This is a genomic window from Variovorax sp. J31P207, from assembly GCF_030316965.1.
Lineage (GTDB): Bacteria > Pseudomonadota > Gammaproteobacteria > Burkholderiales > Burkholderiaceae_C > Variovorax > Variovorax ginsengisoli_B.
Genome location: NZ_JASZYN010000002.1, coordinates 362,305 through 388,567 on the forward strand (window position 1 = coordinate 362,305; position 26,263 = coordinate 388,567).

Below are 26,263 nucleotides of genomic sequence, written 5' to 3' on the forward strand. Positions count from 1 at the left end.
CCGACCGGGGGCGCAAATCCTACTTTGGTCGGATTTCCTCGGCGGCGCGGCGCAAGGTCATCTACAGGCCGCCTCACCCGCCCAACAGCGCCGGCACGATGTCGACGAACAGGATCTTGATGATCGTCATGCCCGGAAAGATCATCGCGTAGCCGATGTCCGGCTTGTCGGTGGGCGCCAGCTTGTTGGCATAGGCGAGGATGGCCGGATTGCCGCAGGCCCCGGCCACGATGCCGGCCACCTCGTCGTAGGGCATCTTGAAGACACCCAGGCCCAGCAGCAGGATCGGCAGCACCAGCGCCACCACCACGATGGCGCCGAGGCCGAGCATCAGGAAGCCCGTCTGCGACACCGTGGCGGCGAACTTCGGGCCCGAGGACATGCCCACCTGGGCCAGGAACAGCGTCAGGCCGAGGTTGCGCAGCACCAGGTTGGCCGACAGCGGGATGGTCCAGTTCAGTCCGCCGGTGCGGCGCATCTTGCCGAGCACCAGCGCCACGATCAGCACGCCCGACAGTCCCAGCGCGAGCTTGCCGACACCCGGCAGCGGGAAGTTGATCGCCCCGAGCAGAAAGCCCAGCGCCATGCCGAAGCCGATCGAGATGTAGCTGAATTCGGCCGTGCCCTTGATCGAATCGCCGAAGAACTTGCGCAGCCCGGCGAAGTCGTCGCGGTGCGCCAGCATGCCGATGCGGTCGCCGAACTCCAGCACCAGGTCGGGCCTGGGCATGATGTCGGCGTCGCCGCGCCGGACCTGGACCAGCGCGTGGGGCCGGCCCTCCGGCAGCTTCAGGTCGCCGAGGCTGCGGCCGACCACGGCCGCACGCGAAGCGAAGATGCGCACGTAGTCGAGGTCGCGGCGGTCGCCGGTGACGCGGCCGGGATGCACCTCGCCGAGTTGCTTGGCGGCCTGCTCCAGCGCCTCGCGGCTCGGCCCCGTGACCAGCAGCACGTCGTTGGCCGCCAGCGCCATCGAGCGCGAGGCCGGCAGGTTGTGGTGGGCCCGCCGCAGCGCCGCGATGTCGATGCCGGCGGGCAGTCCGGCGAGCAGGTCGCCGATCGTCTTGCCCTTCAGCGCCGAGTCCTCGGGTGCGATCTCCAGCATCTCGATGCCACCGCCGGTGGGCGCCTGGATCTTCGGCTTGAGGACCATGAAGCAGATGTACAGGAAGAGGATCGGCCCCGCGACGCCCAGCGGATAGGCCACCGAATAGCCCACCGCCGGATCGTCGTTGCCCAGCTGCACGATGGCGGCCTGCAAGGTCGGCGTGCTGGTGCCGGCGCCCGCGAACAGTCCCAGCGCATGCCCGAGCGGCAGGCTCGACAGTTTCATGAACAGCACGCTCACGATGCCGGACAGCAGCACGCCCGTGAGCGCGATCAGGTTGGCCCGGCGGCCGCTGGCGCTGGTGAGCCCGACGAAGAACTGCTTGCCGTACTGCACGCCGACGGCATAGAGGAACAGCGCCAGCCCCAGCGTGCCGACCATCGGTGCGGGCGCCGACTTCGGCGCCAGCCAGCCCATGAACAAGGCCACGAACAGCACCGCGCCGACGCCGAGCGAAAAGCCCTTGATGTTGACCTCGCCCAGCAGGTAGCCGAGCGCGATGGTGAGGAACAGCGCCATCATCGGCTGCTGCGCGAGTATGTTGCTCAATGTCTCCAAGGTCTTCTCCTCGTTTTTCTTGGTTCTGGTCCGGGATTCGCTTCAGTAGACCGTGAGACCGCGGCTGCGAAACTGGCCGCGCACTCGCTCCGCGAGCTCTGGTGAAGGCGGCTCGACATCCTTCAGCGGATAGTCGAGCCCGAGCCGCTGCCACTTGTCGCGGCCCATCTGGTGGAAGCGCAGGATCTCGACCCGCTCCAGCGACTTCAGGCCGGCGCAGACGTCGGCCACCTTCTCGACGTTGTCGAATCCGTCGGTGAGGCCCGGCACCAGCACGTAGCGCACCCACATCGGCCGGCCCAGGTCGGAGAGCCGGCGCGCGTAGTCGAGCGTCGGCTGCAGCGGCTGGCCCGTGACCTGCTGGTAGATCGCCGGGTCGCCCGACTTGATGTCGAGCAGGTGCAGGTCGATCTGGCTCAGCTCTTCGTCCGTCATGCGCTCGCCGAGGCGGCCGGAGGTGTCGATGCAGGTGTGCAGCCCGAGCTGCTTGCAGCGCCTGAAGATCTGCATCGCGAAAGGCTTCTGCACCATCGGCTCGCCGCCCGACAGCGTGATGCCGCCGCGGCTGATCTTGAGCACCTTGGCGTACTTGGCGATCTCGCGCATCGCCCGCGCCACCGTCACCGGCTTGCCGTTCTGGCGGTGCCAGGTGTCGGGGTTGTGGCAGTACTGGCAGCGCAGGAAGCAGCCCGTCAGAAAAGCGACGAAGCGGATGCCCGGCCCGTCGACCGTGCTGCCCACCTCCCAGGAGTGGACGTAGCCGACGATGTCCTCGCCGGTGTCCGGCGCCTGCTCGAGATCCGCCGCGTGGATCGTGTAGTAGTCCTGCGACTTGGTGTCCGCCGCCCATTTCCGCGCGACGTGCAGCTCGTAGCGGCTGCCGCTCAGTGACTGGCCCATGTCGTGCTCCGGGCCGGCCTACATCGCGCCGTGGAAGGTGCGGTTGATCACGTCGAGCTGCTGTTCCTTGGTGAGCTTGATGAAGTTCACCGCGTAGCCGGAGACGCGGATCGTGAGCTGCGGATACTTTTCCGGATGGGCCATCGCGTCCTGCAGCGTCTCGCGGTTGAGCACGTTGATGTTGACGTGGAAGCCGCCGCTCGCGAAGTAGGCGTCGAGGGCGCCGGTGCCGCGCGTGAGGCGCTCCTCCTCGCTGCCGAGCGCCGAAGGCACCACCGACAGCGTCAGCGAGATGCCGTCTTCCGCATCGTCGTAGGGGATCTTGGCGACCGACATCAGCGCCGCCAGCGCGCCGTGCGTGTCGCGCCCGTTGGACGGGTTCGCGCCCGGCGCGAAGGGCTCGCCCTTCTTGCGGCCGTCCGGCGTGTTGCCCGTGCCCTTGCCGTAGACCACGTTCGAGGTGATCGTGAGCACCGACTGCGTGTGCACCGCATTGCGGTAGCTCGGGTACATGCGGATCTTGTTCATCATCATCGACACCAGCTCGGTCGCGATGCTGTCGACCCGGTCGTCGTTGTTGCCGAAGCACGGGAATTCGCCCGTCGTCTGGTAGTCGACGATGAGCCCGCGCTCGTCGCGCACCGGCCGCACCTGTGCGTAGCGGATCGCCGACAGGCTGTCCGCCGCGTGCGACAGGCCCGCGATGCCGCAGGCCAGCGTGCGCAGCACGTCGCGGTCGTGCAGCGCCATCTCGATCGCCTCGTAGCAGTACTTGTCGTGCATGTAGTGGATGACGTTGAGCGCGTTGACGTAGGTCTTGGCCAGCCAGTCCAGCATCGGGTCCAGCCGCTTCATCACCTCGTCGTAGTCGAGCAGGTCGCCGGTGATGGGCGCCAGCATCGGCCCGACCTGCTCGCCGGTCAGCTCGTCGCGACCGCCGTTGAGCGCGTAGAGCATCGTCTTCGGCAGGTTGACCCGGGCGCCGAAGAACTGCATCTGCTTGCCCAGCCGCATCGCCGAGACGCAGCAGGCGATGGCGCAGTCGTCGCCCCACTTGGGGCGCATCAGGTCGTCGGATTCGTACTGGATCGAGCTGGTGTCGATCGAGATCTTGACCGCGAAGCGCTTGAAGCCTTCAGGCAGGCGCGGCGACCAGAACACCGTGAGGTTCGGCTCCGGCGCCGGCCCGAGGTTGTTGAGCGTGTGCAGCATGCGAAAGGCCGACTTCGTGACCAGCGTGCGGCCGTCCTCGCCCATGCCGCCTTCCACTTCCGTCACCCACACCGGGTCGCCGGAGAACAGCTGGTTGTATTCCGGGGCGCGCAGGAAGCGCACCAGCCGCCACTTGATGACCAGGTCGTCGATGATCTCCTGGGCCTGGGTTTCGGTCAGCGTGCCTTCGCGCAGGTCGCGCTCGAAGTAGATGTCCCAGAAGGTGGAGAGCCGGCCGGCGGACATCGCGGCGCCGTTCTGCTGCTTGATCGCGGCGAGGTAGGCGAAGTAGGTCCATTGCACGGCCTCGCGCGCATTGTTCGCCGGCACGGAGATGTCGAAGCCGTAGCGCGACCCCATCTCCTTCAGCTCCTCGAGCGAGCGGATCTGCTCGGACAGTTCCTCGCGCAGGCGGATGGTCTCCTCGGTCGAATGGCGCTCGTCGAGTTCGTGCTTCTCGCGCGCCTTGTCGGCCAGCAGGAAGTCGACGCCGTAGAGCGCCACGCGGCGGTAGTCGCCGACGATGCGCCCGCGCCCGTAGGCGTCCGGCAGGCCGGTGATGACGTGCGACGAACGCGCCTTGCGGATCTCCGGCGTGTAGGCATCGAAGACGCCGGCATTGTGGGTCTTGCGGTATTTGGTGAAGACGTCGACCAGTGCCGGGTCGGGCTCGTAGCCGTAGGCGCGCAAGCTGTCTTCGACCACGCGCCAGCCGCCGAAGGGCATGATCGCCCGCACCAGCGGCGCGTCGGTCTGCAGGCCGACGATGATCTCGTTGTCACGGTCGATGTAGCCGGCCGCGTGCGCGAGGATGCCCGACGGCACCTGCGAGACGCCGAGGATGCCCTTCTCGCGCTCTTTCGCGAACAGCGGCGCCAGGGACTTCCACATGGCCTGGGTGCGTGCAGTCGGGCCCTGCAAGAAGGCGTGGTCGCCCTCGTAGGGCGTGTAGTTGCGCTGGATGAATTCGCGCACGTTGACGCGGTCCTGCCACATGCCGGGCGTGAAGCCGCGCCATGCGCCCTCGGCCTTGCGGCTCGACAGATCGAATGCGAACTGGGTTTCCATTTTTGTCTCCTGTCTGGCGCTGGATGCGCCTTTGTTCCGCGCTATCGCGGCGATGCTGTCGCGCTGGTCGGGTCGTCGACTTGCTCGGAGGGGCCTGCCGGCTGCTGCAGCAGCGGCGGCTCCGCGGCGAGGCCGGCGGCCTCGCAGATCCGCACCAGTTCCGCGACCGAATGCACGCCCACCTTCTCCATGACGCGCCCCCGGTGCTGCTTGACGGTCTGCTCCGCGATCAGCAGGTCGGCGGCGATCTGCTTGTTCAGCCGACCCCTGACCACGTGACGCATGATTTCGCGCTCGCGCGGCGAGAGACGGGCGATCCGCTCCTTGGCCGCGTCTTGCATGAGCGCCTGCCGGCGCTCGCCGGCATGGCGCTCGACCGCGCGGCGCAGCGCCGCGAGCAGGACCTCGCCGTCGACCGGTTTCTCGAGGAAGTCCGACGCGCCGCGCTTCATCGCGTCGACGCCGGCCGCGACATCGCTGCGCCCGGTGATGAAGATGAGCGGCGGCGCACAGCCGCGTTCGAGCAGGCACTGTTGCAATTGCGGCCCGGAGAGGCCCGGCATCTGCACGTCGAGCAGGACGCAGGCCAGGTCGCCCGCCGGAGGGTTGGCGAGGAATTCCTCGGCCGAGGCATAGCCGGCGCCGGTCCAGCCGGCGCCGTCGAGCAGCCGCAGCAGGCTGCCCCGCACCTCGGGGTCGTCGTCGATGACGCTCACCACCGCCTCCCCGCCGGCCGCCCGGCACTGGCACGCGGGCACGGCGTCCACGGGCTCGTCGGGCGGCGGCTGCGACGCATCGCCGTCGAGGGTGGCCATCGGCAATTCGACGCTGAAGGTGGCACCGCCTTCGGGGTTCGACTCGGCCCAGATCCGGCCGCCGTGCGCCTCGACGATGGAACGGCAGATGGCGAGTCCGAGGCCCAGCCCTTCCTGCCCGGTGGTCCAGAAGGGCTCGAAGATCGACGCCAGGTCTTGCGGCGCGATGCCTTTGCCCGCATCGCGCACCGACATCCGCACTTTGCCGTCATCGCCCTGCGACACCTGCAGCCGGACCACGCGCGGTGCCTGCGCTTCGTCCCGCACGGCCGCGGCGGCATTGAGCAGCAGGTTGAGGCCCACCTGTTCCATCTGCACCTTGTCCGCCAGCACCCAGCAGGCGGGGTCGAAGGCGGTCTCGATGCGCACGCCCTGGCCCGCGAACTCGCTCTCCAGCAGCCGCTTGGCCTCGCCCAGCGCGGCCGCGAGGTCGATGCGCTCGCGCCGGGTCTGGTCGCGGCGGATCAGGGCGCGCATGGTGCGGACGGTCTCGGCGGCGCGCTTGCCTTCGCGCACCACCGATTCGAGGATGTCCTTGATCGCCTCCGGCGCCGCGTCGCCGCGCGCGAGGTACTGGAGCCCGGCCTGGGCGTTGCTGAGGATGGCCGCGAGCGGCTGATTGATGTCGTGGGCGATCGCCGCGGTGAGCGCACTCACGCGCTGCACGCGGTCGGCATGCCAGACGCGATGGCGCAGCTGCCGCACTTCCTCCTCCGAGCGCGCGAGGGCGACCGAACTGCCGAGCAGGTCGCCGACGATCCGGAGCCGGTCGACCATCTCGGGCGGCCAGCTGCGCGCCCTGCGCACGGCGGCGAACGACAGCACGCTGGTCACGCGCCCGCCGATGCGCACCGGGATCGAGATGTGCGAGCGCAGGCCGGTGCGCCGGCAGTGCTCGGCCTCCTCGATCGCCTCGGGCGGCAGCTCGTCCGGCAGGTTCGACAGCGCCACGATGCGACCGCTTCGCAGCGCCTCGATGAACCACCGGAACGGATGCTGGAACCGGCCGCGGGGCAAGGCACCGAAATCGGCCGAACCCACGGAGCACAGCACATTCAGGTAGTCGCCGGCGACGAACTCGGAGAAAGTGCAGCGGTCACAGTCGAGGAACTCGAGCAGCCGGCTCAGCGCCCGTTCGACGCGGACCAGGAAATCGGGTTCCGCGATGTCGCCCAGGCGCTGGGACAGCTGGGCCAGCAGGCGTTCGAAGGCGTGCCGCTCCAGCAGAACGGCTTCGGTCCGTCCATCTGCGGCGGGCACGCCGCCCGCAGCCAACCTGGCCTGTGCCTGGCGCATCGATTCCTCCTCGCGTGGATCGCGGGTTGTCGTACATGGCAGCCTGTCGCAGCGCCACCCGCAACGCGCCAGGCGTGCCGAGGGCCGGAATTCCGCACGATGATGATTCCCGATCGCGATCCCTGTCAAGCGAAGAGCAAGGCCCATGCCATCCTCAGTTTGGGGTGCTTCGGCCATCGCCCTGCATGACCCACTCGATCGAATCGAGCAGGGCCGCCGCATCGACCGGCTTGCGGAAGAAGGTCTGGGCCCCCAGCTCCCGTGCGAGCTGGCGCGCCGTCGGATCGTCGCTCGATGACAAGGCGATGACAGGCAGCACTCTGGCAACCGCCAGCAGCGCATTGCGCACCGCCACCTCGCACTGCCGCGCCCCCCAGACGTCGAGCAGCACGCAGGCGACGCGCATCCCGCGCGCCTGGTCCAGGAACTCCGTCACCGAGGCGCAGGGGCGCGCTTCCAGTCCGGCGGAGTCCATCAGGCGCGACATGCCTTCGCGCACCGAAGCGTCGCCATCCACGACATAGACGATCCGGACGCTGGCTGACTTCGACATGGGCGTCGCCTCCCTGGTCGGCAGCTAGAGGTATCGCTCGGCGTTGGCGAGCGGGTCCGCCTCGGCGGGCAACTCGGCGAGCGGGCAGCGCACGATGGCGATCACCGCGACCACGCCCTCGCCGATGGCGAGTTCGGACAGCGTGAACGCGTTGACCGGCCCCGGATGGGTGTCGTCCACGCGCACCCCCATCCGGCTCAGCCGCATCGGCGTGCGCTGCAGGCTCACTTGCTGCTCGGGGTGGTCCAGGATGGCCTTGATGTGGCCGGTGTAGCTGGCCATGGTGGCGACGCTGGCCTTGGTCTCGATGTAGTCGTGCACCGTCTCGTTGAGCTCGCGCTCCAGCGCGGCCATCTTCGAGCGCGTGTCCACCGTGTCTTCCAGCAGGCCGGCCGCGCCGTCCACCGCCAGCTTCACCAGCCGCAGCCGGGCGGCGAGCCAGGCCTTGCGCTCGCCGAGATCGGCCGCCTTCATGTCGAGGTCGACGATGCGCTTGAGCGCCAGCTGGGACAGGCGGCGGATGATGCGGCGCCCGACCTCCAGCCGCGTCGCTTCGAGCGTGGCCGAGGGTGCGAACAGCCGGTGGCCCGAAAAACTGACCGTGACCTGCGGCACCTCGTGCTGCACCCGGTCGCCGTCCTGCTTCGGCGCCAGCACGGTGCGCTCCTCCCTCTTCATCGCCAGCAGCGCATAGGCCTCCCCGAGCTCGCGCTGCGAAGGCACGCCGAAGAAGGCGCGGAGCTCCTTGCTGCGACCCAGGAACGCCGGCACGTCGTCGGCCGAGGCGAAGAACGCGTTCAGCCGCGGATCGTCGTTCCAGCTCGAACGGGAGAGCAGCAGCGGTTCCAGGGGCTGGCGGCCGATCTCGCGCAGGTGGGCGATGGTCTTGCGCACGCAGCCTTCGAGCTTCTCGGCGTAGCGCGACTGCAGGCGAATGCGCGCGTCCACCGTCTCGACCACCAGCTCGGTCATGTCGGCGACGAGCTGCTTCTCGGCCGCGTCGTCGGGCGGCGCACCATCGCGCCCGAACAGGGCCGAGGCCACGCGATCGAACAGCGCGCTCAGGTCCATGGCGGCGCGCTACCAGTCCATCTTGGGCACCCAGGCGCGCAGCACGCGGCCCTGGTAGGAGCGCCCGTTGATGCGCTGCGCCAGGGCCTCGACCTGCGCGCGCGGCATGTCGACGTCGATCAGCGCGCTCGGCGTGCCGGTCTCGTTGACCAGTCGGATCTTGTCCGCCTGCGCGAAGGCGCTGAGCGCCTCGCGAATGCCTTCCTCGGTGACGTCGTCGGGGAGGTTTCCGATGACGATGTGCACTTGTTGTTGCATGTGTCGTCCTTCGATGCAAGCGGCAGTGGGTCGACCGGGAGGTGGCCGCACGAATGGAGGCCCTACGCTAGTCCCTGCCCGACGGGCCGAAAATCCTACTTTGGTTGGATTCACACGCCGCGCGGCGCAGGCGCAAGCTCAAGCCACCCGAACCTGCCCGGCGACAGCCCGCCGCAGCGCGAATCCCAGCCTACCGACTCATGAATGCAGCCGAGTACCTTGCGTTAGAAACCCTGCGCGATGGCCGACCCGTTCGCATCCGCGCGCTGAAGCCGGCGGACCGCGAGTCGATGCTCGCGGCGGTGGACCGCATCGGCGACGCCTCGCTCTACCGCCGCTTCTTCTCGCCCAAGCACCACTTCACCGACACCGAGATCGACTACTACATCAACGTGGATTTCGTCAGCCACGTTGCGCTCGTCGCCGAACTGGAGGAGAACGGCGAACCGGTGATCGCCGGCGGCGGCCGCTACATCGTCTCGGCGCCGGGCTGCGCGGAGATGGCTTTCGCGGTCGACGACCCGCACCACGGACTCGGCATCGGCACGCTGCTGATGCGCCACCTGGCGTTGATCGCCAAGGCGGCGCGGCTGCACACGCTGAAGGCCGAAGTGCTGGCGGACAACGCGCCGATGCTGGCCGTTTTCAGGCGCAGCGGGCTGCCGATCACGCTGGCGCGCGACGGCGGCGTGACGCTGGTGCGCATGGATTGCCGCCACGAATCTGAAACAAAGGGCGAGGACGATCGGGCTTCGCCACCAGGAGTGCATTGATGGCCAACAAAGCCTCTCCCCCTTCCGCCTCTTTCCCTTCCTCCCCGCTGTGGCCGATGCAGGCCGCGCAGGCCGCCGCCGAATACGGCATCGATGCCTGGCAGCGCAGCATCCTCACCATGGACGTGCTGCGCGAGCGCGGCAACCAATACCTCGAGCACACCAAGTCCGGCAAGCCGCCGGTGCTGGTGTTCGACTACGACACGGTGCTCGACGCGCGCGATTTCCCGAAGCCCGCGAACTACGCGCTGGTGCGCATCAAGCCCGATGCCAGCCATGCCAAGACCGACGCGAAGAAGCGGCCCTTCGTGGTGATCGACCCGCGCGCCGGCCACGGCCCGGGCATCGGCGGCTTCAAGATGGACAGCGAAATCGGCATCGCGCTCCAGCACGGCCATCCCTGCTATTTCGTGATGTTCTTTCCGTACCCGATGCCGGGCCAGACCATCGAGTCGGTCTGCGCCGCCGAGATCGCCTTCATGAAGAAGGTCAACGAGCTGCATCCCGACGCCGACGGCAAGCCCTTCGTCATCGGCAACTGCCAGGGCGGCTGGGCGCTCGTCATGCTCGCCGCGCTGGCGCCGCAGCATGTGGGCCCGCTGCTGCTGGCCGGGTCGCCGGTCTCCTACTGGGCCGGCGTCGAGGGCAAGAACCCGATGCGCTATTCGGGCGGCCTGCTCGGCGGCACCTGGCTGGCCTCGCTGGCCGGCGACCTCGGGCACGGCAAGTTCGACGGCGCCTACCTGGTCAACAACTTCGAGAGCCTCAATCCCGCCAACACCTACTGGAGCAAGCTCTACAACCTCTACGCGCAGGTGGACACCGAGCGCGAACGCTTCCTCGAGTTCGAGAAGTGGTGGGGCGGCCTCTTCCTCATGAACAAGGAAGAGATGGAGTGGATCACGAAGAACCTCTTCGTCGGCAACAAGCTCTCGGCCGGGGAGGTCGAATCCTTCGACGGCAAGCACCGCGTGGACATCCGCAACATCCGCACGCCGATCGTGGTGTTCGCCTCCTGGGGCGACAACATCACGCCGCCGCAGCAGGCGCTGAACTGGATCCCGGACGCCTATGCGAGCGTGGACGAGATCCGGCTCAACGAGCAGACCATCGTCTACTGCCTGCACGAGAAGATCGGCCACCTCGGCATCTTCGTCTCGGCCGGCGTGGCGAAGCGCGAAACCTCGGAACTGGCGAGCGCGCTCGACCTCATCGAGACCCTGCCGCCCGGCCTCTACGAGGCCGTGATCCAGGACACCCAGCCCGACATGCCCGGCCTGGCCTACCTGGAAGGGCGCTACCTGATCCAGTTCGTGCCGCGCACCATCGAGGACATCCTGGCCTTCGACGACGGCCGCGAGGACGAGAAAGCCTTCGAGGTGGTCGACCGCGTGGCGCAGATCAACCAGGGGCTCTACGACACCTTTGCCTCGCCACTGGTCAAGGCCATGAGCAGCGAGGCGAGCGCCGAGCTGTCGCGGGCCACCAATCCGTCGCGCATGGAGCGCTGGGGCTTCTCCAACCTCAACCCCTGGATGTTCTGGGTCCAGGCCATGGCCGAGAACGTGCGCGCGAATCGGCGCGCGGCCGCGCCCGACAACCCCTTCACCAAGGCGGAGCGCGAGATGTCCGGCGGCATCGAGCGATCGCTCGACCGCGTGCGCGATGCCAAGGATGCGATGTCGGAGCGCATGTTCAAGGCCATCTACGAGGCCCCCTGGCTCGCCGCGGCCGTCGGCCTGGGCGCCGACGCGCTGGGCCGGCGCGGGCCGCCCTCGGCCACCTGGGAGCAGGACGAACTGAAACGCCTCAAGCGGCAGGAGATCGAATCGCAGTTCGAATCCGGCTCGGTGCTCGATGCATGGGCACGGATGTTGCTGTACGTGCGCCGCGAGGAAAACGTGGTCGACGAACGTCCCTACAACCTGATGCGCCGCATGATCGACGAGATGGATCCCGAGCACCGGCCCGCGCTGGCCGCCGTCAAGGCGGCGATCAAGCGGCAGGCCTTCGTCCTCGCGCTCGACGAGGAACGCGCCATCGCCGCGCTGCCGGCGCTGGTGCCCGAGATGCACCTTCGCCGCAAGGGCGTCGAGGCTGCGCGCAAGGTGGCGGGCGCGCGCGGCAAGCTGTCGGCGCACCAGGAGGAGCGCTTCCGCCGGCTGGCCAGCGTGCTGTCCCTGGATACGCCGGTGCGCCCGAGGAGAGCGGCATGAGCCCCCGCCCGGCCGTTCCGAAGGGGGCTCGCACCGCAGTGCGAAGCACGGAGGTTACCGAATGAGTCACGAGAAGTACGACCGGCTGATCGAGGTCGCGAAGGCGCTCGACACCATCCCCACCGCGGTGGCGCATCCGTGCGACGCCAGTTCGCTGTCCGCCGCCCTGGACGCGGCGCGGCTGGGCCTGATCCGGCCGATCCTGGTCGGCCCCCGGGCCAAGATCGAAGCGGCGGCCAGGGAGTGCGGCCAGGACCTGGGCGGCTTCGAGATCGTCGATGCGCCGCACAGCCATGCCGCCGCCGCCAAGGCGGTCGAACTGGTGCAGTGCGGCCAGGCCGAGGCGCTGATGAAAGGCAGCCTGCACACCGACGAACTGATGGCCGCCGTGGTGCGCAAGGACACCGGCCTGCGCACCGCGCGCCGCATCAGCCATTGCTTCGTGATGGACGTGCCCGGGCACGAGGACGCGCTGATCATCTCCGACGCGGCCGTGAACATCTCGCCCACGCTGGAGGAGAAGGTCGACATCGTGCAGAACGCGATCGACCTGGCGCACGCGCTGCGCCAGCCCGAGGTGCGGGTCGCGATCCTGTCGGCGATGGAGACGGTCAATCCGAAGGTGCCGTCGACCGTCGAGGCCGCGGCGCTGTGCAAGATGGCCGACCGGGGCCAGATCACCGGCGCCATCCTCGACGGACCACTGGCGCTCGACAACGCCATCGACATGGCAGCCGCCGGCATCAAGAAGATCGTCTCGCCGGTGGCCGGCCGCGCGAACGTGCTGATCGTGCCCAACCTCGAAGCCGGCAACATGCTCGCCAAGAGCCTCAGCTTCCTGGCGCAGGCCGATTCCGCCGGCATCGTGCTGGGGGCGAAGGTGCCGATCATCCTCACCAGCCGGGCCGACTCGGTGACCGCGCGGCTGGCCTCCTGCGCGGTCGCCGTGATGGTCGCGCACGCCCGGCGCGAGAGCGCGGCGAAGGCGATTCAATGAGCCCCCGCCCGGCCGCTCCGAAGGGGGCTCGCACCGCAGTGCGCAGCACGGAGGTTGCCTCATGACCGACGCGATCGTCGTCCTCAACGCCGGCTCGTCGAGCCTGAAGTTCTCGGTGTTCGCGGGCGCGGACGACCTGCCCTTCGTCGTCGGCGGCCAGGTCTCGGGCCTCTACACCGCGGCGCCGCGTTTCGTGGCGAAGGACAGCGGCGGCAACGCGATCGCCGAGAAGCGCTGGGACGCCGAGGCCCGGCTCGACCACCACGGCGCGATCGCGCACATCGTCGAATGGCTGCGCGCCACCTACGGCCACGAACACCACCTGAGTGCGGTCGGCCACCGCGTCGTGCACGGCGGCATGGACTTCGCCGCGCCGGTACGGGTCGACGGCGACATCGTGACCCGTCTCGAAAAGCTGATCCCGCTCGCGCCGCTGCACCAGCCCCACAACCTGGCGCCGATCCGGGCCCTGCTGCAGCAGGCGCCCGGCCTGCCGCAGGTGGCCTGCTTCGACACGGCCATGCACCGCTCCAACCCGCCGCTGGCGCAGATGTTCGCGCTGCCGAAGGCGCTTTCCGATGCCGGCGTGCGGCGCTACGGCTTCCACGGCCTTTCCTACGAATACATCGCCTCGGTGCTGCCGCGCTTCGACGAACGCGCCGCGCGCGGCAAGACCGTGGTGCTGCACCTCGGCAACGGCGCCAGCATGTGCGCCCTCGACGCCGGCCGCAGCGTCGCCAGCACCATGGGCTTCACCGCCGTCGACGGGCTGCCGATGGGCACGCGCAGCGGCGCGCTCGACCCCGGCGTGATCCTCTACCTGATGGACGAGCACGGCATGGACACCCGCGCCGTCGAGAAGCTGATCTACAGCGAGTCGGGCCTGCTCGGCGTCTCGGGCGTGTCGAGCGACATGCGCGAACTGCTGGCGTCCGACCAGCCGCAGGCCCGGGTGGCGGTCGACCTCTTCGTCTACCGCATCGGCCGCGAACTCGGCTCGCTGGCCGCCGCCCTCGGCGGGCTCGACGCCATCGTCTTCACCGCCGGGATCGGCGAGCGCGCCACCGCCGTGCGCGAGCGCATCTGCGCCCAGGCCGCCTGGCTGGGCGTCACGCTCGACCCCGAGGCGAATGCCAGGGGCGGCCCCCGCATCAGCACGCCGGACAGCCGCACTGGCGCCTGGGTGATCCCGACCAACGAAGAACTGATGATCGCCCGCCACACGCGCGATCTTCTCGCCTGAGGATCCACCCATGCCGCCACCGCACAGCCCCGTCCTCGCCGGCATGAAGGCGCTGGTGGTGGGGGTCGCCAACGAGTACTCCATCGCCTACGGCTGCGCCAATGCCTTTCGCAGTCTCGGCGCCGAACTGGCGATCACCTACCTGAACGAGAAGGCGCGGCCGCACGTCGAGCCCCTCGCGAAGGCGCTCGATGCGCCCATCTTCATGCCGCTCGACGTCGAGCAGCCCGGGCAGCTCGAAGCCGTGTTCGACGCCATCGCCAACCAGTGGGGCCGGCTCGACATCCTGGTGCATTCGATCGCCTTCGCACCCAAGGAAGACCTCCAGGGCGGCCTGCTCGACTGCTCGGCCGAGGGCTTCCAGCGCGCGATGGATGTCTCCTGCCACTCCCTCGTTCGCATGGCGCGGCTGGCGACGCCGCTGATGACCGAGGGCGGCACCATGATCGCCATGAGCTACCTCGGCGCGCAGAAGGTGGTGCCCAACTACAACGTGATGGGGCCGGTGAAGGCCGCGCTGGAGGCCGTGTGCCGCTACCTGGCGTACGAGCTCGGCCCCAAGGGCATCCGTGTGCACCCGGTGTCGCCCGGCCCGCTCAAGACGCGCGCCGCCTCGGGCCTGAAGGATTTCGACCTGCTGCTGAACGAGGCCGCGAGCCGGGCGCCGGTGGGCGAGCTGGTCGACATCGACGACGTGGGCTTCGCCTGTGCCTACCTGGCGACGCCGTATGCGCGCAGGCTGACGGGACAGACGCTGTTCGTGGACGGCGGCGTGAACATCATGGGCTGAGTCCGCGCGCCGCGCTCAGGGCTGGCGCGCGGGCGCCGCATACCACTGGTCCTTGTCGACCACGACGGCCCGGTCCGGCTGGCCGAGGAAATGCGGCGACATGATCTGCACCCCGTAGGCATTGAACTCGTCCTGGATGCTCGCATGCAGCACCGACAGGATCGGAACGCGCTCCAGCGGGTTGTCGATGCTGACGAAGAGTTCGTACTCGACATAGAAGTCCGACAGCGCGCGCTGGTAGACGTAGGGGACGGGCGTGGCGCGCACGCCGGCGGTCTTCTTCGCGGCGCCGAGCAGGAGTTCGTGGACCTGGCGCCAGGGCGCGTCGTAGCCGATCGTGACCCGGGTGGTGAGCAAGGTGCCCTGGCTGCCTGCGAGCTTCGAATAGTTGTGGATCGGATTCGCGATCAGGACCGAGTTCGGAATCGTGATCTCCTCGTTGCGCACGTTGACGATCTTGGTCGCCAGGGAGGCCACCTCGGTCACCACGCCCTGCACGCCGTTGATGTCGACGAAGTCGCCCTTGTGCAGCGAGCGCGAATAGACGACGACCAGGCCGCTCATGGCCTGGGTGACGAGCCCGGACGAGCCGAGCGTGACCATCAGGCCGAACAGCACGGAGAGTCCCTTGAACACATCGCTGCTCGAGCCCGGGAGAAAGGGGTAGGCGATGGCGACACCCAGCGCCCAGGTCAGCAGGGTGAAGATCCGGCGGGTGGCGGGCACGGTCTCCGAGTGGACCATCGGCAGGCGCAGCCGGCCCTTCTGCAGCGCATCGAAGAAGTAGCCGAGCACGTCGACCGCGGCGCGCGTCAGCATCAGCACGATGAAGACGGTGACCAGGCCGGGCAGGCTTTCCAGCGAGCCTTCGGCCAGCCATTCGACCTTGCCCAGGAGCCAGTTGCCCAGGCTCTTGGCGATCGGCTCGGTGGCGACGAAGCTGTCGAGCACGTAGTACACATAGAAGTAGCCGATGGCGAGCAGGACGACCCACTGCACGATCTGCAGAATCCCGACGGCGAGCCGGGCCAGGAACTCGCGCCAGTCGACGTAGGGAAAGCGTGCGGCCAGCACGTCGCGCTTTTTTTCCATCCATTCGACCGCCTTGGCGCTGACCCGATAGACGATCCAGATCAGGGCGCCGAGCGCCAGGGTGGCCACCAGCGTGCTCAGCAGGCCTTGCAGCAGCAGCGGCTTGCTGCGGGCCTGGCGCCAGGCGGTGCGGATCTCCTCCAGCCGCGCCCGCGTCTGCAGCACCAGCGCATCGAAGCCCTGCTTGGTTTCGATGTCGGCGTCGCCTTCAAGCACCGAGAAGAGCGGCAGATCGCCGAGCAGGAACTGCACGCCGTGCACCTCGCCGAGGTTGAACTGGATCTGGTTCAACGGCAGGTCCACGGCCTCGTCCGGCAGCGCCCCGATCCGCTCGCGGGCGCGCTGCACGCGCGCCTGCGGGGTCAAGCCGGCGAGGCGTGCGCGCATCGTCAGCACTTCGCGATTCAGGATGCGCAGGGTGGCGGGCTCGTCGACCTGATCGGCCACGACCGCGCCGGAGGTCGGCGGGTGGGCCGTGGCTGCCGTGTCCGCCGCCGCCGCGCCGGCAGCGCCCAGCGCGAACAGAGTGCCCAGCAGCGCGCTCGCCAACATCCCGCTCATGCGTCCCATGGTCTTTCCTCTCGCACGCCAAGGTGCCGGCCCGGGCCGGCCCGGCGGCTCAAGCCGGACCCTCCTCGAGAAGCTTCGTGAATCGATCCGATCGAGCCACGGCATCGGCCAGGGCGGCAAAGTCTGCCAGATCGACGGGGCAGCGGGCGAGGCCGGCGCATTCGGCGCTGCCGCCGCGCGGGGCCCAGATCTGCCGGGTCGACAGGAGGTAGACGCCATAGGTCGCCTGCAGGTCGCCCTGCCCGACGCCGCCGAGTTCCTTCTGGACCGTGTAGGCGGTCAGCGCGGCGTTCAGCACGACCGAGGCCTCGATGAGCGCATCGCGGTAGCCCGGACAGCGGGTGACCTCCGGTCCGAGGATCGCCTGGACCCGGGTCGCCGACGCGTGGACGACGATCAGCAGGCGATCGAGGATCGCGCGCAGGGAATGGTCCGGGGCCAGCGAGATGTAGGTCGCCGGCTGGAGGAAGGCGTCGACGGCCGCAGACACGGCGCCGCAGCCGCTGTGGCCCAGCACCACGACGAGCTTGAGGCTGTCGCCCAGGTTGTCGGCGGCGTATCGCAGGCTGCCCAGCACTTCGCCGCCCAGGCCGTTGCCCGCGACCCGGACGACGAAGAGATCGTTCGGCCCTTCGTTGAAGATCAGTTCGATCGGCACGCGGGCGTCGGAGCAGCCGAGCACCGCCGCGTAAGGGCGCTGCTTGGGCGGCCCATGGTCGCCGGGCAGGATGCCGAGGTCGCGCGAATCGACAGCGATGACCCGTCGCGCCATGCCGCTTCCCGACACCAGGCTGTCGAACAGCGTGGCGAAGGCCTGGTTGCCCTCGTCGAGGCGTCGGCATGCCTCGTCCGCATCCGACGGCCGCGGCCGCGAGACCGTGCTGTCGGCGTCGTACCGGTAGGTGATCTCGACTTGCCTCATCGCGTCTCCCTTGGCGAACGAACATGGCGGCCGGGCGGGCTTCGATTCTAGGCGGGGGGCCTGCCCCGTGCACACCGCGGCGCAGTCTCGACCGTCCCTAGAAGCTGTCCGCAGCGAATTTCGGGATGTCGCGCGCCATGGCCAACAAGGCCCGCGCTCGCGTGTCCACAAACCGGGCAAGCTTCTGAACGAAGGCGACTTCCTCTCCCGTATACGCGGGGTTCGCCGCCTGCGCCGGCGCCTCTTGAAGCGCGAACTCGCAGAGTCGGGTCAGCTCGCGTGCAAAGTACTTGCGATCAACGCTCATGCGCACGCAGAAGTCGGCGAGTGCGAAAGACAGCACGGCATCCAGTTCGAATTCGTCCCCGAATGCCATCGCCAGGTCGTGATGGAACGCCTCGTACTGAACGACGCTCACCAGGTCATACAGCGGTGTCGGCGTGAGCCCTGTTCGGTCTGCAAAGAAAGAGATGTTCTTGCCGTGCGAATCGCTGTTGCCGAAGAGCAGGGTTGTCACGGCCCAAAGCACCAGCCGCTGCATCGCGAGCGCCGGCTGGACGAACCCGGGCCTGAGCGTGCCGAGCTTTTCGAAACTGGCCCCATCGCGAATGTGCCGAACGTCCGGTTGTTCCCCCACGTTGCGCTCGTACTTCGCACTCACCGACAAGTCGAGCGCCTGGCACCCATCGATGATGTGCAGCCGCTCGACGCCGCCCGGCGTCCTGCGCCGGTCGAATCGCTCGATGCTCAACACCGGCGACGGCACCCGCAGGATGTTCACCTGCGCGGCGCAAGGCGCTTTCCAGCGCCGCATGCTGATGCGGTTGGCCAGCTGCATGCAGAAATGCTCGTTGGCCACCATGCAAGGCGCCGCCTCGCGCGCCGGCTCTGGCTTGAGGATGTGCGTGGACGACAGTGCCCCGTCGACGAGGAACAGTTCTCCATCGTCGATGGCCACCAGAAGCTTGTCCTGGTGCCCCGCGATGGACATGCGCACTTTGCCGTCCCACCGGTTGAAGGGCTCGTTCGCGCGGTTGTCGATACGTGCCTGCAGCTCTTCGAACGGCAGCTGCCGGCGCAGCGGCTCCTGCTCAGCCGGCACCTGGCCGGCGGCCACGAAGCTCAGCGCCCCAGCGGTCTCATGCCCGAGGTGGCGAATAAGCCCGAAGACGTTGTTGCGCGCCACGCGGGCATCATTGGCCGCCACAACCAGAGCCTCACCTTCAGGGAGCAGGTTCTCCAGAAAACGGCGAATGGCGTGCGGCGCCGCGCCGCCCTCCAACGGCAGATGTGGCGAGAGTGGGTACCGGCCTGGCAACGCGCGCCATGCAGCGTCGTAGGTGAACTGGAAGGTATCCTGAGCTTGGTCATGCCCCAGCGTGCCGACCCGCACGCCGCCTGCGTACACGTCGAGGATGTACCCGTCCATCACCGGCCCTCGCTCGGAGCGCTCTGGTCAAGCACCGCTTCGATGGCAGGAATTTCCGTCTTGGGCACAACGAGGATGCGCAGGCCCAAGCTCTCCAGCACAAGGATGAGCTTGTCCGCGGTCACCGGCTTGCCGTTCTCCAAACGCGAAAGCACGTCACTGGAGACGCCGCTGAGGGACGCCGCGTCGTCGATGCGCAGGCGAGACTGGGCGCGTCGATTTCGCACGAGTTTCCCGAGCTGCTCGAGCGTTGCGGCTGCTGGACTCAGGTTTTTCTGGAATTCGGGAAGTGTGCGGGCCATATTGTTTCGGGTTTGCCGAAACTATACCCTCGAAAACCACAAACGCTCCTTTAGTTTCGTTATTACGGAATAAAGCGCCATTGCGACGAGGAAGGCGGGTTGTTTCGGTATGGCGAAACAATACTGCGCGATGCAGCACATAAGGCAGGCCAAAGCTACATAAACCAAGCCAAAGCCAAGGGCTGCTGACCAGCCGGGAACTTGCTCAACCTCTCAACAATAGTCAAAAATATCAACATCCTCGTTTTCCGGAAAACGACGAGATTTCCCTAGAGAGAATCTCAACAACCAAGGGCCGTCATGCCCGACGACAAAGCGAAGTTCGACAAGGAAGCCCTGTCGCTGATCGAGTCGCTCAAGGGCCGGCGCAAGCCCGCCAAGCGCGCGCCGCGGTCGGCAGCAGCGCCCGCGGGCGCCAAGCCGCCGGCCAAGGACAAGACGGTCATCCGAAGGGCAACGGGCCGCTTCTAGACAACCCGCCCGCCGGCTCGGAGAATCCCCTGTCTGCACAGCAACGCTGGCGGACCTGATGAACCTCGATGCTGCCCCTCCCGTCGCGATGGTGGTGGATGACGAGCCGGTGACTCGCCTGCTGGTGAAGCGCGCCCTCGAAAGCCTCGGCTGCGCCCCGGTCCTGGAGGCGGTCGACGGCATCGCCGCCCAGGCGGTCCTTCGCGCGCACCCCGAGATCGCCCTGGTGCTGACCGACATCATGATGCCGCGGATGGACGGCCTGGAACTGCTGCGGTGGGGACGCCAGGCGGTGCCGGACGCCATGTGGATCGTCCTGTCGGGGCTGGAGACCTTCGACTCGGCGGTGGCCGCCATCCGGCTGGGAGCGTTCGACTTCCTGCCGAAGTCGCCGCGCGCCGAGGAAATGGGGGTGGCGGTGCGCAACGCGCTCGAACGGCGGCAACTGCTGGCCGAACGCGAGCGTCTGCACCGGGAACTGCAGCGCAAGGTCCGCGAGCTCGAGGAGACCTCCGAAGTGCTGCGCCGCGACCTCGAGCGGGCGGAAGTGATTCAGCGCGCCCTGCTGCCGCGCAGCCCGCCCCCGATGGAGGGCTATTGCATCCAGGCGCTGTATCGCCCGGGGCAGCACGTGGGCGGCGACCTCTACGACGTGGTCCGGCTGGGCGAGCGGCACCTCGCCTTCTACCTGGCCGACGCCACCGGCCACGGCGTGACCTCGGCGATGCTGTCGGTGCTGTTCAAGCAGCGGCTGGTGCTGGTGGACCCGGCGACCGGCCTCGCGCTGCCGCCGGCGGACGTGCTGGCCGCGGTGAACCGCTCGATCTGCGAGGCGCATGCCGCGCCGGGGCTGTTCCTGACGGCCGTCTTCGGCCTGCTGGACACCTCGGACGCGAGCCTCACGCTGGCATCGGCAGGCCATCCGCCGGTGCTGCACGCCCGCGACGGCCAGCCGGCGCGCCTGGTCCGCCGCACCGGGCCCGCGCTCGGGCTGGCACCGGACGCGCATTTCCTGCAGGAGCGTCTCCAACTGCTGGCGGGCGACCGGATCCTGCTCTATACCGACGGGCTCCTGCCCTCCGGGTCGGAACGCGACCTGGACCTGCTGCAGCAGGTACTCGCCAGCCCGGTCGCCAGCGCGCAGGAGGTCATCACCCGGCTTCACGCCGGCGCGCCGGCGGGAGCGGAACGGGACGACGTGACGATCCTGCTGATCGACGCGCATGCAGGCGCCTCCTGGTTCGACAACGGCGCCGGGCTGCCCGAGGCGACGGCGTCCCGCGCGCCTCGCCCGGAGAGCGAGGTGGTGTTCTACGGCGAATCCGACCATGCCGCGCACCTCGCGCTGCGCGGCCGGGCCACCTGGCTGCATTGCGATGCCTTCCATGAAACCGCCCTCGTCGTGCTGGACGGCGGACGCCCGCTGGTCCTCGACCTCTCCGGCTGCGAGTACATGGACAGCACCTGCCTCGGCACGGTCCACGAACTGGTCGCCCGGGGCGGCGTGGTACTGGCGGAGGTGACGCCCGCCGTGCGCGCCCTGTTCGAGGAACTGAGCATGGCGCAGGTGCTGGCCGCGATCCGCGAGCCCGGTCCCGCCGCGCCCCCTCTCTACGCGCTCGGAACAGGAGACGTTCGTGCCGCCGTGCAGCAGCGGATCCTGCAGGCACACGAGGCCCTCTCCGCGCTGAGCGAACGCAACCGCGAGGAGTTCAAGGAGGTCGTCGAGTCGCTGCGCGGCGAGCAGGACGCAGCGCGATGACCGCCGCCATTCGCGTGCTGCAACTGGAGGACGACCCGGCCGACGCGCAGCGCATCCGCGGCACGCTGCAGGACGAGGGCCTGGTCTGCGACATCGTCTGGGTGCAGACCCGGGAGGACTTCGTCCGCGCCCTGCATCGGCAAGCCTTCGACCTGGTCCTGTCCGACTACGAAGCCGGCGGCCTGGAGATGCTGCACGCGGTGCGCCAGCAGCAGCCGGAAGCGCTCCTGATCGTGCTGTCGACCCGCCTGATCAGCGAGGAGGAGGCGGTCGAATGCATGAAGGCGGGCGCCACGGACTACGTCTTCAAGGAGCGGGTGCGGCGGCTGTTCTACTCGGTGCGTCGAGCACTCGCCGAACAGCGGCAGAAGGCGACGCTGCGTCGGGCCGAAGACGAGCTGCGGGCCTTGAACGCCGAGCTGGAGGCGCGCGTGCACCTGCGCACGGCCGAACTGGAAACGGCCAACGCGTTCCTCAACTCGGTGATCCACCACATTCCCTACCAGGTCATGGTCAAGGACGCGGCCGACCTGAAGCTCGTGCGCGTCAACCGCCGCATGGAGGAATTGACGGGGCTCAGCCAGCAGGAGCTGCTGGGCAAGACGGTGGACGACTTCGTCAGTTCCAAGACAGAGGCAGCCTTCTTCACGGCCAAGGACAAGGAAGCGCTGGCGCTCGGCCGTGAAGTGGACATCCCCGAGGAGACGCTGCATGCGAACGATGGCAGCGTGCGCGTGCTCCACGCGAAGAAGATCCCGATCCTCGACGAGGCCGGCCAGCCGCGCTACCTGCTGACCATTGCGGAAGATGTGACGGAACGGAAGAAGCGGGAGCGCGAAATCGAGCGGCTGAACGCGGCTCTGGCGCAGCGCAGCGCCGAGGTGGAGGCCGCCACCCGCGCCAAGAGCACCTTCCTGGCGACCATGAGCCACGAGATCAGGACGCCCATGCACGGCATGCTGGGGATGCTGGAACTGCTCGGCCTGACCGAGCTGGACCCCGAGCAGCGCGAGACGCTGGGGCTGGTGCGCGAATCGAGCCGGTCGCTGCTGCGCATCATCGACGACATCCTCGATTTCTCGAAGATCGAGGCCGGCAAGCTGGAGATCCGGCCCGAAGTGGCGTCGATCAAGCGCCTGGTCGAGGAGGTGCAGAGCATCTACCTGGGCAATGCCAGCAGCAAATGCCTGATCGTCCGCCGGATGGTCGATCCGCGCGTCAGTCCGGCGCTGACGGTCGACCCGGTGCGGCTGCGCCAGATCCTCAACAACTTCGTCAGCAACGCGATCAAGTTCACCTCCGAGGGCTGGATCGACATCAACGTGCAATGGCTGGGCCGATCGGAAGGGATGGAGCGCCTGCGCTTCGAGGTGAAGGACACCGGCATCGGCATCTCGCCCGAGGACCAGCAGCGCCTGTTCCAGCCGTTCAGCCAGGCGGTCGGCGAGCAGGCGCGGCGGCGGCCCGGCGGCACCGGACTGGGGCTGGTGATTTCCCGCCAGCTGGCGCAGCTGATGGGTGGCTCGATCAGCCTGGACAGCCGGCCGGGAAGCGGCACGACGATCGCCCTGGAGCTGTCGCTGCCCGTGGCCGACGCCCTCCCGGAGAGCGCCGGGAGCGTGCGTGCGCTTTCGACGGCCATCGCCATGCGGCGCGCGGCACCCGCCGCGGCGCAGGCAGCGGCCGAGGGCACGCTGGTGCTGCTGGTGGACGACCATCCCGTCAACCGCATGCTGCTCCTGCGCCAGGTGCGAACGCTGGGCTATGCCGCCCAGACCGCCGACGACGGCGTCCAGGCACTGAAGATGTGGCAGGCGGGCCGCTATGGCCTCGTCATCACCGACTGCCACATGCCCCACATGGATGGCTACGAACTGGCGCGCGCCATCCGCAGCGAGGAAGCCGGATCGGGGGGCGGCAGTCGCGTGCCGATCGTCGCCTGCACCGCGAACGCGCTCCAGGGGGAAGCCGAGGCCTGCCTCGCCGCCGGCATGGACGACTTCCTGGTCAAGCCGGTCGAACTGGCGCGGCTGACCGAAAAGCTGGACCGATGGCTGCCGCTTCCCCTGGCGCCGCCGACGCCCGCCGCGCCCGGTGGCGCAGGCCCGGCCATCGCGCCCGCGGCCGGCCCGATCGACGAGGCGCTGCTGGCGGCGAAATGCGGCGGCGACGGATCGATGGTGGAAGAGGTTCTGGCGACGTTCCGGCGAACCTGCGAGGACGACTCGGCAGGACTCCGGCAGGCGGTGGCGGCCGACGACGCCGCCCAGGCCACCCAGTTCGCCCATCGCATGGCGGGCGCCGGCAAGATGGTCGGTGCGCTCGCGTTCGCAGCGGCCTGCGAGACCATCGACCGTGCCAGCCGCAACGGGGACTGGAAGGCGGTGCTCGCCGGCATGCCGGCGTTCGAGCAGGAACAGAACCGCCTGGTCGATTATTTCGCGGGACGCAGGGAAGCAGCCTGAGGGGCGCATCACGCGGCATGCACCTACCTGGACACGGGTGGATGCGCCGGTGGTCACAGGCGGCGGTTCGGAGCAACTTGAGTGCATGAAAACACTCATTCCCTTGCTGCTGGCCGGCGCCGCACTCACCGGCTGCGTCGCCGTTCCCTATGACGCCGGTCCGCCGCCCGGCACGTACTACAGTCGCCCTGCCCCGCCACCACCCCACGCTGGCGGGCGGCGTGACTACGACCGCGACGGCGTCCCGGACCGCTACGACCGCCGTCCGGACAACCCGTATCGCTATTGACGCAGCCGCGGCCTGGCGCGGCCTGCTGTATCAGTTCGTCTCATTGCTCTCGTCTTGTGTCGACCGTGGGCGGCCACGCCCGTGACGAAATACCATCGCCAAGAAGGGAGCCCGAGCGATGCCGACTCTGATCGTGACGAAGAACGGTGTGGCGCTGCGCAATGTGCGGCTGCTCGAAGGCGAGTTCAGGATCGGTCGCAGCATGAGCAACCACCTGGTGCTCCCGAGCACCACCGTCAGCAAGACCCACGCGGTCCTCACGCGACTCGGGAATTTCGTCACCCTGCACGATCTTCACAGCACCAACGGGACCCTGGTCAACGGCGACGACGTGGCGCTGCGGCCGTTGCTGGACCGGGACGTGATCCAGATCTGCAACTACGAAATGATGTATCTGGACCGGGACTTCGCGTCGGCCGAAGTCATTGAAGATCCGCAGCCAGAACCCGTCGAGGAAACCGTCGAAACCGCGCGGGCGCCGTTGGAACCCCGTCAGGGCATCGATGCCAGCGGCCATCGCATCGGCGGCTCGCGCGGCGCGCGCTGGGTCGGCAATGGCGTGGCCTTCGCACTCCCGGTGCAAGGCCGCGAGATCGACGCCCTGATCACCGACGATGCGCTCGCGGCCCATTTCGGGGCCTACGTGCATGCCTCGGATGGCGCCAGCCGCGCGGTGAGTGCGTACGAGGAAAACTACGTGGCGATCAACGTGGCCGCCTGGTCGCGCTATGACGCCACGCGCCGTGAACCGATCATCGTCCGGTCTTCCGATTTCTGAGTCATGCCGCCAGCTGCTCGGCCAGGGCGGTCAATGCGTCGCCCACCGGCTGCGTGACCTTGAGCGCCAACAGATCGTCGGCACGCGTGCGTCCGAGGTTGACCGCCACCACCGGCTTGCCCGCGGCCACGGCCGCCTGCACGAACCGGAAACCCGAATACACCATCAGCGACGAGCCGGCGACCAGCACGGCATCGGCTTCGCTCAGCGCCGCGTAGGCGGCTTGCACGCGCTCGCGGGGCACGCTCTCGCCGAAGAACACCACGTCGGGCTTGAGCATGCCGCCGCAGAGCGAACAGGCCGGCACGTCGAAGCTGGCGAAATCCCGGCCCTCGACATCCGCATCGCCGTCGGGCGCAGCGCCGGCTTCCAGTGCGGCCCACGCGGGGTTGCGCGCACGCAGCGCCTGCTGCAATCGGGCACGCGGCGTGCGCGTCTCGCAGCCGAGGCAGCGCACGGTGTCGATGCGGCCGTGCAGGTCGATGGTCTGGCGGCTGCCGGCGGCATCGTGCAGGCCGTCGACGTTCTGCGTCAGCAGCAGTCCCACGCGGCCCGAGGCCTCGAGCCGGGCCAGCGCGCGGTGCGAGGCGCCGGGCCGGGCTGTCGCCATGGTCGGCCAGCCGACGAGGCTGCGCGCCCAGTAGCGGCGGCGCGTGAGTTCGTCGCCGGTGAACGCCTGGAAAGTCACCGGCGACGGCCGCTTCCAGTCGCCGTTGGCATCGCGGTAGTCGGGAATGCCCGAGTCGGTGCTGCAGCCGGCGCCGGTCAGCACGAAGAGGCGGCGGTGGCGCGCGGCGAAGTCGGCGAGCGAAGCGATGTCATCCATGGCCGCCGCGCTCAGCGGAACTGCTTGCGCAGCAACGCCTTGTGCCGGGCGATGTGCGCGAGCTGCGCCTCGGCAACCAGGCCGCCCAGATCGACGCCGTCGCCGTTGAGCACCTCGTTGGCGTGCACCAGCGCGCGGGCCACCACCTCGTCCTCGCTCACGCCGAGCTGCGCAGCGAGGTCGACCGCCACGCGTTTCATCGCGCGCTGCGACAGCATCCACATGGCGCCGAAGGCGTCCCACGCGGCGGCCGATTCCTTGAAGCGCTCGCGGTCCGCCAGAATCTCGTTGAGCGGCTTGGCCAGCAGCTCGTTGACCGCGTCGAGCTGCTCGGCCAGCGCGGCGTGCCGCGCCTGCGCGTCGCGCAGCGCGTCGGCGGCGCTATCGGCCGGCGGAGGCGCCGGCGCGGCAAAGCTGCCGTCCGGGTTCGGCGCGGGAATATGAAGCTGGTCGGACAGGGACATGGCGTTGCGTTTCGTGGGGCACACCGAAGAGTGTA

The 26,263-nt window shown here is 68.7% G+C and carries 23 protein-coding genes; 10 read left to right on the forward strand and 13 right to left on the reverse strand.

Annotated elements, in window-relative coordinates; genetic code table 11:
- Positions 1 to 73: 73 nt before the first annotated feature.
- From QTI68_RS07305 to QTI68_RS07335, 7 genes are all read right to left on the reverse strand, one after another.
- On the reverse strand, positions 74 to 1,666 hold the full coding sequence (locus QTI68_RS07305; protein WP_286520640.1) for an aspartate:alanine exchanger family transporter: 1,593 nt from the start codon (positions 1,664 to 1,666) through the stop codon (positions 74 to 76).
- Positions 1,667 to 1,708: 42 nt separating this feature from the next.
- Positions 1,709 to 2,566, reverse strand: coding sequence for a pyruvate formate-lyase-activating protein (pflA, locus tag QTI68_RS07310; protein ID WP_286520641.1), 858 nt, complete (start codon positions 2,564 to 2,566; stop codon positions 1,709 to 1,711).
- Between the two features lie 18 nt (positions 2,567 to 2,584).
- A complete protein-coding gene (gene pflB, locus QTI68_RS07315) occupies positions 2,585 to 4,846 on the reverse strand; it encodes a formate C-acetyltransferase (protein ID WP_286520642.1) in 2,262 nt (753 codons plus the stop codon).
- 41 nt (positions 4,847 to 4,887) lie between these two features.
- The gene (locus QTI68_RS07320; protein ID WP_286520643.1) at positions 4,888 to 6,957 is read right to left on the reverse strand and encodes an ATP-binding protein; all 2,070 of its coding nucleotides are present in this window, start codon (positions 6,955 to 6,957) and stop codon (positions 4,888 to 4,890) included.
- Between the two features lie 154 nt (positions 6,958 to 7,111).
- Positions 7,112 to 7,510 (reverse strand): response regulator, encoded by a 399-nt coding sequence (locus QTI68_RS07325; protein ID WP_286520644.1) that lies wholly within the window; start codon positions 7,508 to 7,510, stop codon positions 7,112 to 7,114.
- Between the two features lie 24 nt (positions 7,511 to 7,534).
- Entirely contained in the window at positions 7,535 to 8,581 is a 1,047-nt protein-coding gene (locus tag QTI68_RS07330) for a hypothetical protein (RefSeq protein ID WP_286520645.1), read from the reverse strand.
- 9 nt (positions 8,582 to 8,590) lie between these two features.
- A complete protein-coding gene (locus tag QTI68_RS07335; protein ID WP_286520646.1) occupies positions 8,591 to 8,839 on the reverse strand; it encodes an RNA recognition motif domain-containing protein in 249 nt (82 codons plus the stop codon).
- Positions 8,840 to 9,039: 200 nt separating this feature from the next.
- Between QTI68_RS07335 and QTI68_RS07340 the strand changes: the two genes are divergently transcribed.
- From QTI68_RS07340 to fabI, 5 genes are all read left to right on the forward strand, one after another.
- The gene (locus QTI68_RS07340; protein WP_286520647.1) at positions 9,040 to 9,612 is read left to right on the forward strand and encodes a GNAT family N-acetyltransferase; all 573 of its coding nucleotides are present in this window, start codon (positions 9,040 to 9,042) and stop codon (positions 9,610 to 9,612) included.
- The gene (locus QTI68_RS07345) at positions 9,612 to 11,828 is read left to right on the forward strand and encodes a TerB family tellurite resistance protein (RefSeq protein WP_286520648.1); all 2,217 of its coding nucleotides are present in this window, start codon (positions 9,612 to 9,614) and stop codon (positions 11,826 to 11,828) included. The genes QTI68_RS07340 and QTI68_RS07345 overlap by 1 nt, the downstream gene beginning before the upstream one ends.
- A 61-nt stretch (positions 11,829 to 11,889) precedes the next feature.
- A complete protein-coding gene (locus QTI68_RS07350; RefSeq protein WP_286520649.1) occupies positions 11,890 to 12,825 on the forward strand; it encodes a phosphate acetyltransferase in 936 nt (311 codons plus the stop codon).
- A gap of 61 nt (positions 12,826 to 12,886) precedes the next feature.
- The gene (locus tag QTI68_RS07355) at positions 12,887 to 14,068 is read left to right on the forward strand and encodes an acetate/propionate family kinase (RefSeq protein ID WP_286520651.1); all 1,182 of its coding nucleotides are present in this window, start codon (positions 12,887 to 12,889) and stop codon (positions 14,066 to 14,068) included.
- A 10-nt stretch (positions 14,069 to 14,078) separates the two neighbouring features.
- On the forward strand, positions 14,079 to 14,858 hold the full coding sequence (fabI, locus tag QTI68_RS07360) for an enoyl-ACP reductase FabI (protein ID WP_286520652.1): 780 nt from the start codon (positions 14,079 to 14,081) through the stop codon (positions 14,856 to 14,858).
- Positions 14,859 to 14,873: 15 nt separating this feature from the next.
- Here the strand turns inward: fabI and QTI68_RS07365 are convergent, their stop codons facing one another.
- The 4 genes from QTI68_RS07365 to QTI68_RS07380 all read right to left on the reverse strand — a co-directional run bounded on the left by QTI68_RS07365 (position 14,874) and on the right by QTI68_RS07380 (position 19,173).
- A complete protein-coding gene (locus tag QTI68_RS07365; protein WP_286520653.1) occupies positions 14,874 to 16,520 on the reverse strand; it encodes a mechanosensitive ion channel family protein in 1,647 nt (548 codons plus the stop codon).
- Positions 16,521 to 16,569: 49 nt separating this feature from the next.
- Entirely contained in the window at positions 16,570 to 17,442 is an 873-nt protein-coding gene (locus QTI68_RS07370) for a carbonic anhydrase (protein ID WP_286520655.1), read from the reverse strand.
- A gap of 97 nt (positions 17,443 to 17,539) precedes the next feature.
- Positions 17,540 to 18,871, reverse strand: a complete 1,332-nt coding sequence (locus QTI68_RS07375; protein ID WP_286520656.1) for a HipA domain-containing protein — start codon at positions 18,869 to 18,871, stop codon at positions 17,540 to 17,542.
- Positions 18,871 to 19,173 (reverse strand): helix-turn-helix domain-containing protein, encoded by a 303-nt coding sequence (locus QTI68_RS07380; protein ID WP_286520657.1) that lies wholly within the window; start codon positions 19,171 to 19,173, stop codon positions 18,871 to 18,873. The genes QTI68_RS07375 and QTI68_RS07380 overlap by 1 nt, the downstream gene beginning before the upstream one ends.
- A 300-nt stretch (positions 19,174 to 19,473) precedes the next feature.
- On the opposite strand from QTI68_RS07380, the gene QTI68_RS07385 reads away from it, so the two are divergent.
- From QTI68_RS07385 to QTI68_RS07405, 5 genes are all read left to right on the forward strand, one after another.
- On the forward strand, positions 19,474 to 19,644 hold the full coding sequence (locus QTI68_RS07385; RefSeq protein WP_286520658.1) for a hypothetical protein: 171 nt from the start codon (positions 19,474 to 19,476) through the stop codon (positions 19,642 to 19,644).
- A gap of 58 nt (positions 19,645 to 19,702) precedes the next feature.
- Positions 19,703 to 21,406 carry a SpoIIE family protein phosphatase gene (locus QTI68_RS07390; protein ID WP_286520659.1) on the forward strand — a complete coding sequence of 568 codons (1,704 nt, stop codon included), beginning with the start codon at positions 19,703 to 19,705 and terminating at the stop codon, positions 21,404 to 21,406.
- Entirely contained in the window at positions 21,403 to 23,871 is a 2,469-nt protein-coding gene (locus tag QTI68_RS07395; protein WP_286520660.1) for a response regulator, read from the forward strand. The genes QTI68_RS07390 and QTI68_RS07395 overlap by 4 nt, the downstream gene beginning before the upstream one ends.
- A gap of 85 nt (positions 23,872 to 23,956) precedes the next feature.
- A complete protein-coding gene (locus QTI68_RS07400; protein WP_286520661.1) occupies positions 23,957 to 24,160 on the forward strand; it encodes a hypothetical protein in 204 nt (67 codons plus the stop codon).
- A 118-nt stretch (positions 24,161 to 24,278) separates the two neighbouring features.
- On the forward strand, positions 24,279 to 24,938 hold the full coding sequence (locus QTI68_RS07405; protein WP_286520662.1) for a DUF1488 family protein: 660 nt from the start codon (positions 24,279 to 24,281) through the stop codon (positions 24,936 to 24,938).
- Between the two features lies 1 nt (position 24,939).
- On the opposite strand, the gene QTI68_RS07410 is transcribed toward QTI68_RS07405, so the two are convergent.
- Complete coding sequence (locus tag QTI68_RS07410; RefSeq protein WP_286520663.1) at positions 24,940 to 25,764, reverse strand: NAD-dependent protein deacetylase; 825 nt, start codon at positions 25,762 to 25,764, stop codon at positions 24,940 to 24,942.
- An 11-nt stretch (positions 25,765 to 25,775) separates the two neighbouring features.
- Positions 25,776 to 26,228 (reverse strand): hypothetical protein, encoded by a 453-nt coding sequence (locus QTI68_RS07415; protein ID WP_286520665.1) that lies wholly within the window; start codon positions 26,226 to 26,228, stop codon positions 25,776 to 25,778.
- Positions 26,229 to 26,263 lie beyond the last annotated feature (35 nt).

What these genes read in the sequence shown, in the direction of transcription:
- pflA (WP_286520641.1), bottom strand. Translation starts at nt 2,566, where the DNA reads ATGGGCCAGTCACTGAGCGGCAGCCGCTACGAGCTGCACGTCGCGCGG.
- pflB (WP_286520642.1), bottom strand. Translation starts at nt 4,846, where the DNA reads ATGGAAACCCAGTTCGCATTCGATCTGTCGAGCCGCAAGGCCGAGGGC.
- QTI68_RS07320 (WP_286520643.1), bottom strand. Translation starts at nt 6,957, where the DNA reads ATGCGCCAGGCACAGGCCAGGTTGGCTGCGGGCGGCGTGCCCGCCGCA.
- QTI68_RS07325 (WP_286520644.1), bottom strand. Translation starts at nt 7,510, where the DNA reads ATGTCGAAGTCAGCCAGCGTCCGGATCGTCTATGTCGTGGATGGCGAC.
- QTI68_RS07330 (WP_286520645.1), bottom strand. Translation starts at nt 8,581, where the DNA reads ATGGACCTGAGCGCGCTGTTCGATCGCGTGGCCTCGGCCCTGTTCGGG.
- QTI68_RS07335 (WP_286520646.1), bottom strand. Translation starts at nt 8,839, where the DNA reads ATGCAACAACAAGTGCACATCGTCATCGGAAACCTCCCCGACGACGTC.
- QTI68_RS07340 (WP_286520647.1), top strand. Translation starts at nt 9,040, where the DNA reads ATGAATGCAGCCGAGTACCTTGCGTTAGAAACCCTGCGCGATGGCCGA.
- QTI68_RS07345 (WP_286520648.1), top strand. Translation starts at nt 9,612, where the DNA reads ATGGCCAACAAAGCCTCTCCCCCTTCCGCCTCTTTCCCTTCCTCCCCG.
- QTI68_RS07350 (WP_286520649.1), top strand. Translation starts at nt 11,890, where the DNA reads ATGAGTCACGAGAAGTACGACCGGCTGATCGAGGTCGCGAAGGCGCTC.
- QTI68_RS07355 (WP_286520651.1), top strand. Translation starts at nt 12,887, where the DNA reads ATGACCGACGCGATCGTCGTCCTCAACGCCGGCTCGTCGAGCCTGAAG.
- fabI (WP_286520652.1), top strand. Translation starts at nt 14,079, where the DNA reads ATGCCGCCACCGCACAGCCCCGTCCTCGCCGGCATGAAGGCGCTGGTG.
- QTI68_RS07365 (WP_286520653.1), bottom strand. Translation starts at nt 16,520, where the DNA reads ATGGGACGCATGAGCGGGATGTTGGCGAGCGCGCTGCTGGGCACTCTG.
- QTI68_RS07370 (WP_286520655.1), bottom strand. Translation starts at nt 17,442, where the DNA reads ATGAGGCAAGTCGAGATCACCTACCGGTACGACGCCGACAGCACGGTC.
- QTI68_RS07375 (WP_286520656.1), bottom strand. Translation starts at nt 18,871, where the DNA reads ATGGACGGGTACATCCTCGACGTGTACGCAGGCGGCGTGCGGGTCGGC.
- QTI68_RS07380 (WP_286520657.1), bottom strand. Translation starts at nt 19,173, where the DNA reads ATGGCCCGCACACTTCCCGAATTCCAGAAAAACCTGAGTCCAGCAGCC.
- QTI68_RS07385 (WP_286520658.1), top strand. Translation starts at nt 19,474, where the DNA reads ATGCCCGACGACAAAGCGAAGTTCGACAAGGAAGCCCTGTCGCTGATC.
- QTI68_RS07390 (WP_286520659.1), top strand. Translation starts at nt 19,703, where the DNA reads ATGAACCTCGATGCTGCCCCTCCCGTCGCGATGGTGGTGGATGACGAG.
- QTI68_RS07395 (WP_286520660.1), top strand. Translation starts at nt 21,403, where the DNA reads ATGACCGCCGCCATTCGCGTGCTGCAACTGGAGGACGACCCGGCCGAC.
- QTI68_RS07400 (WP_286520661.1), top strand. Translation starts at nt 23,957, where the DNA reads ATGAAAACACTCATTCCCTTGCTGCTGGCCGGCGCCGCACTCACCGGC.
- QTI68_RS07405 (WP_286520662.1), top strand. Translation starts at nt 24,279, where the DNA reads ATGCCGACTCTGATCGTGACGAAGAACGGTGTGGCGCTGCGCAATGTG.
- QTI68_RS07410 (WP_286520663.1), bottom strand. Translation starts at nt 25,764, where the DNA reads ATGGATGACATCGCTTCGCTCGCCGACTTCGCCGCGCGCCACCGCCGC.
- QTI68_RS07415 (WP_286520665.1), bottom strand. Translation starts at nt 26,228, where the DNA reads ATGTCCCTGTCCGACCAGCTTCATATTCCCGCGCCGAACCCGGACGGC.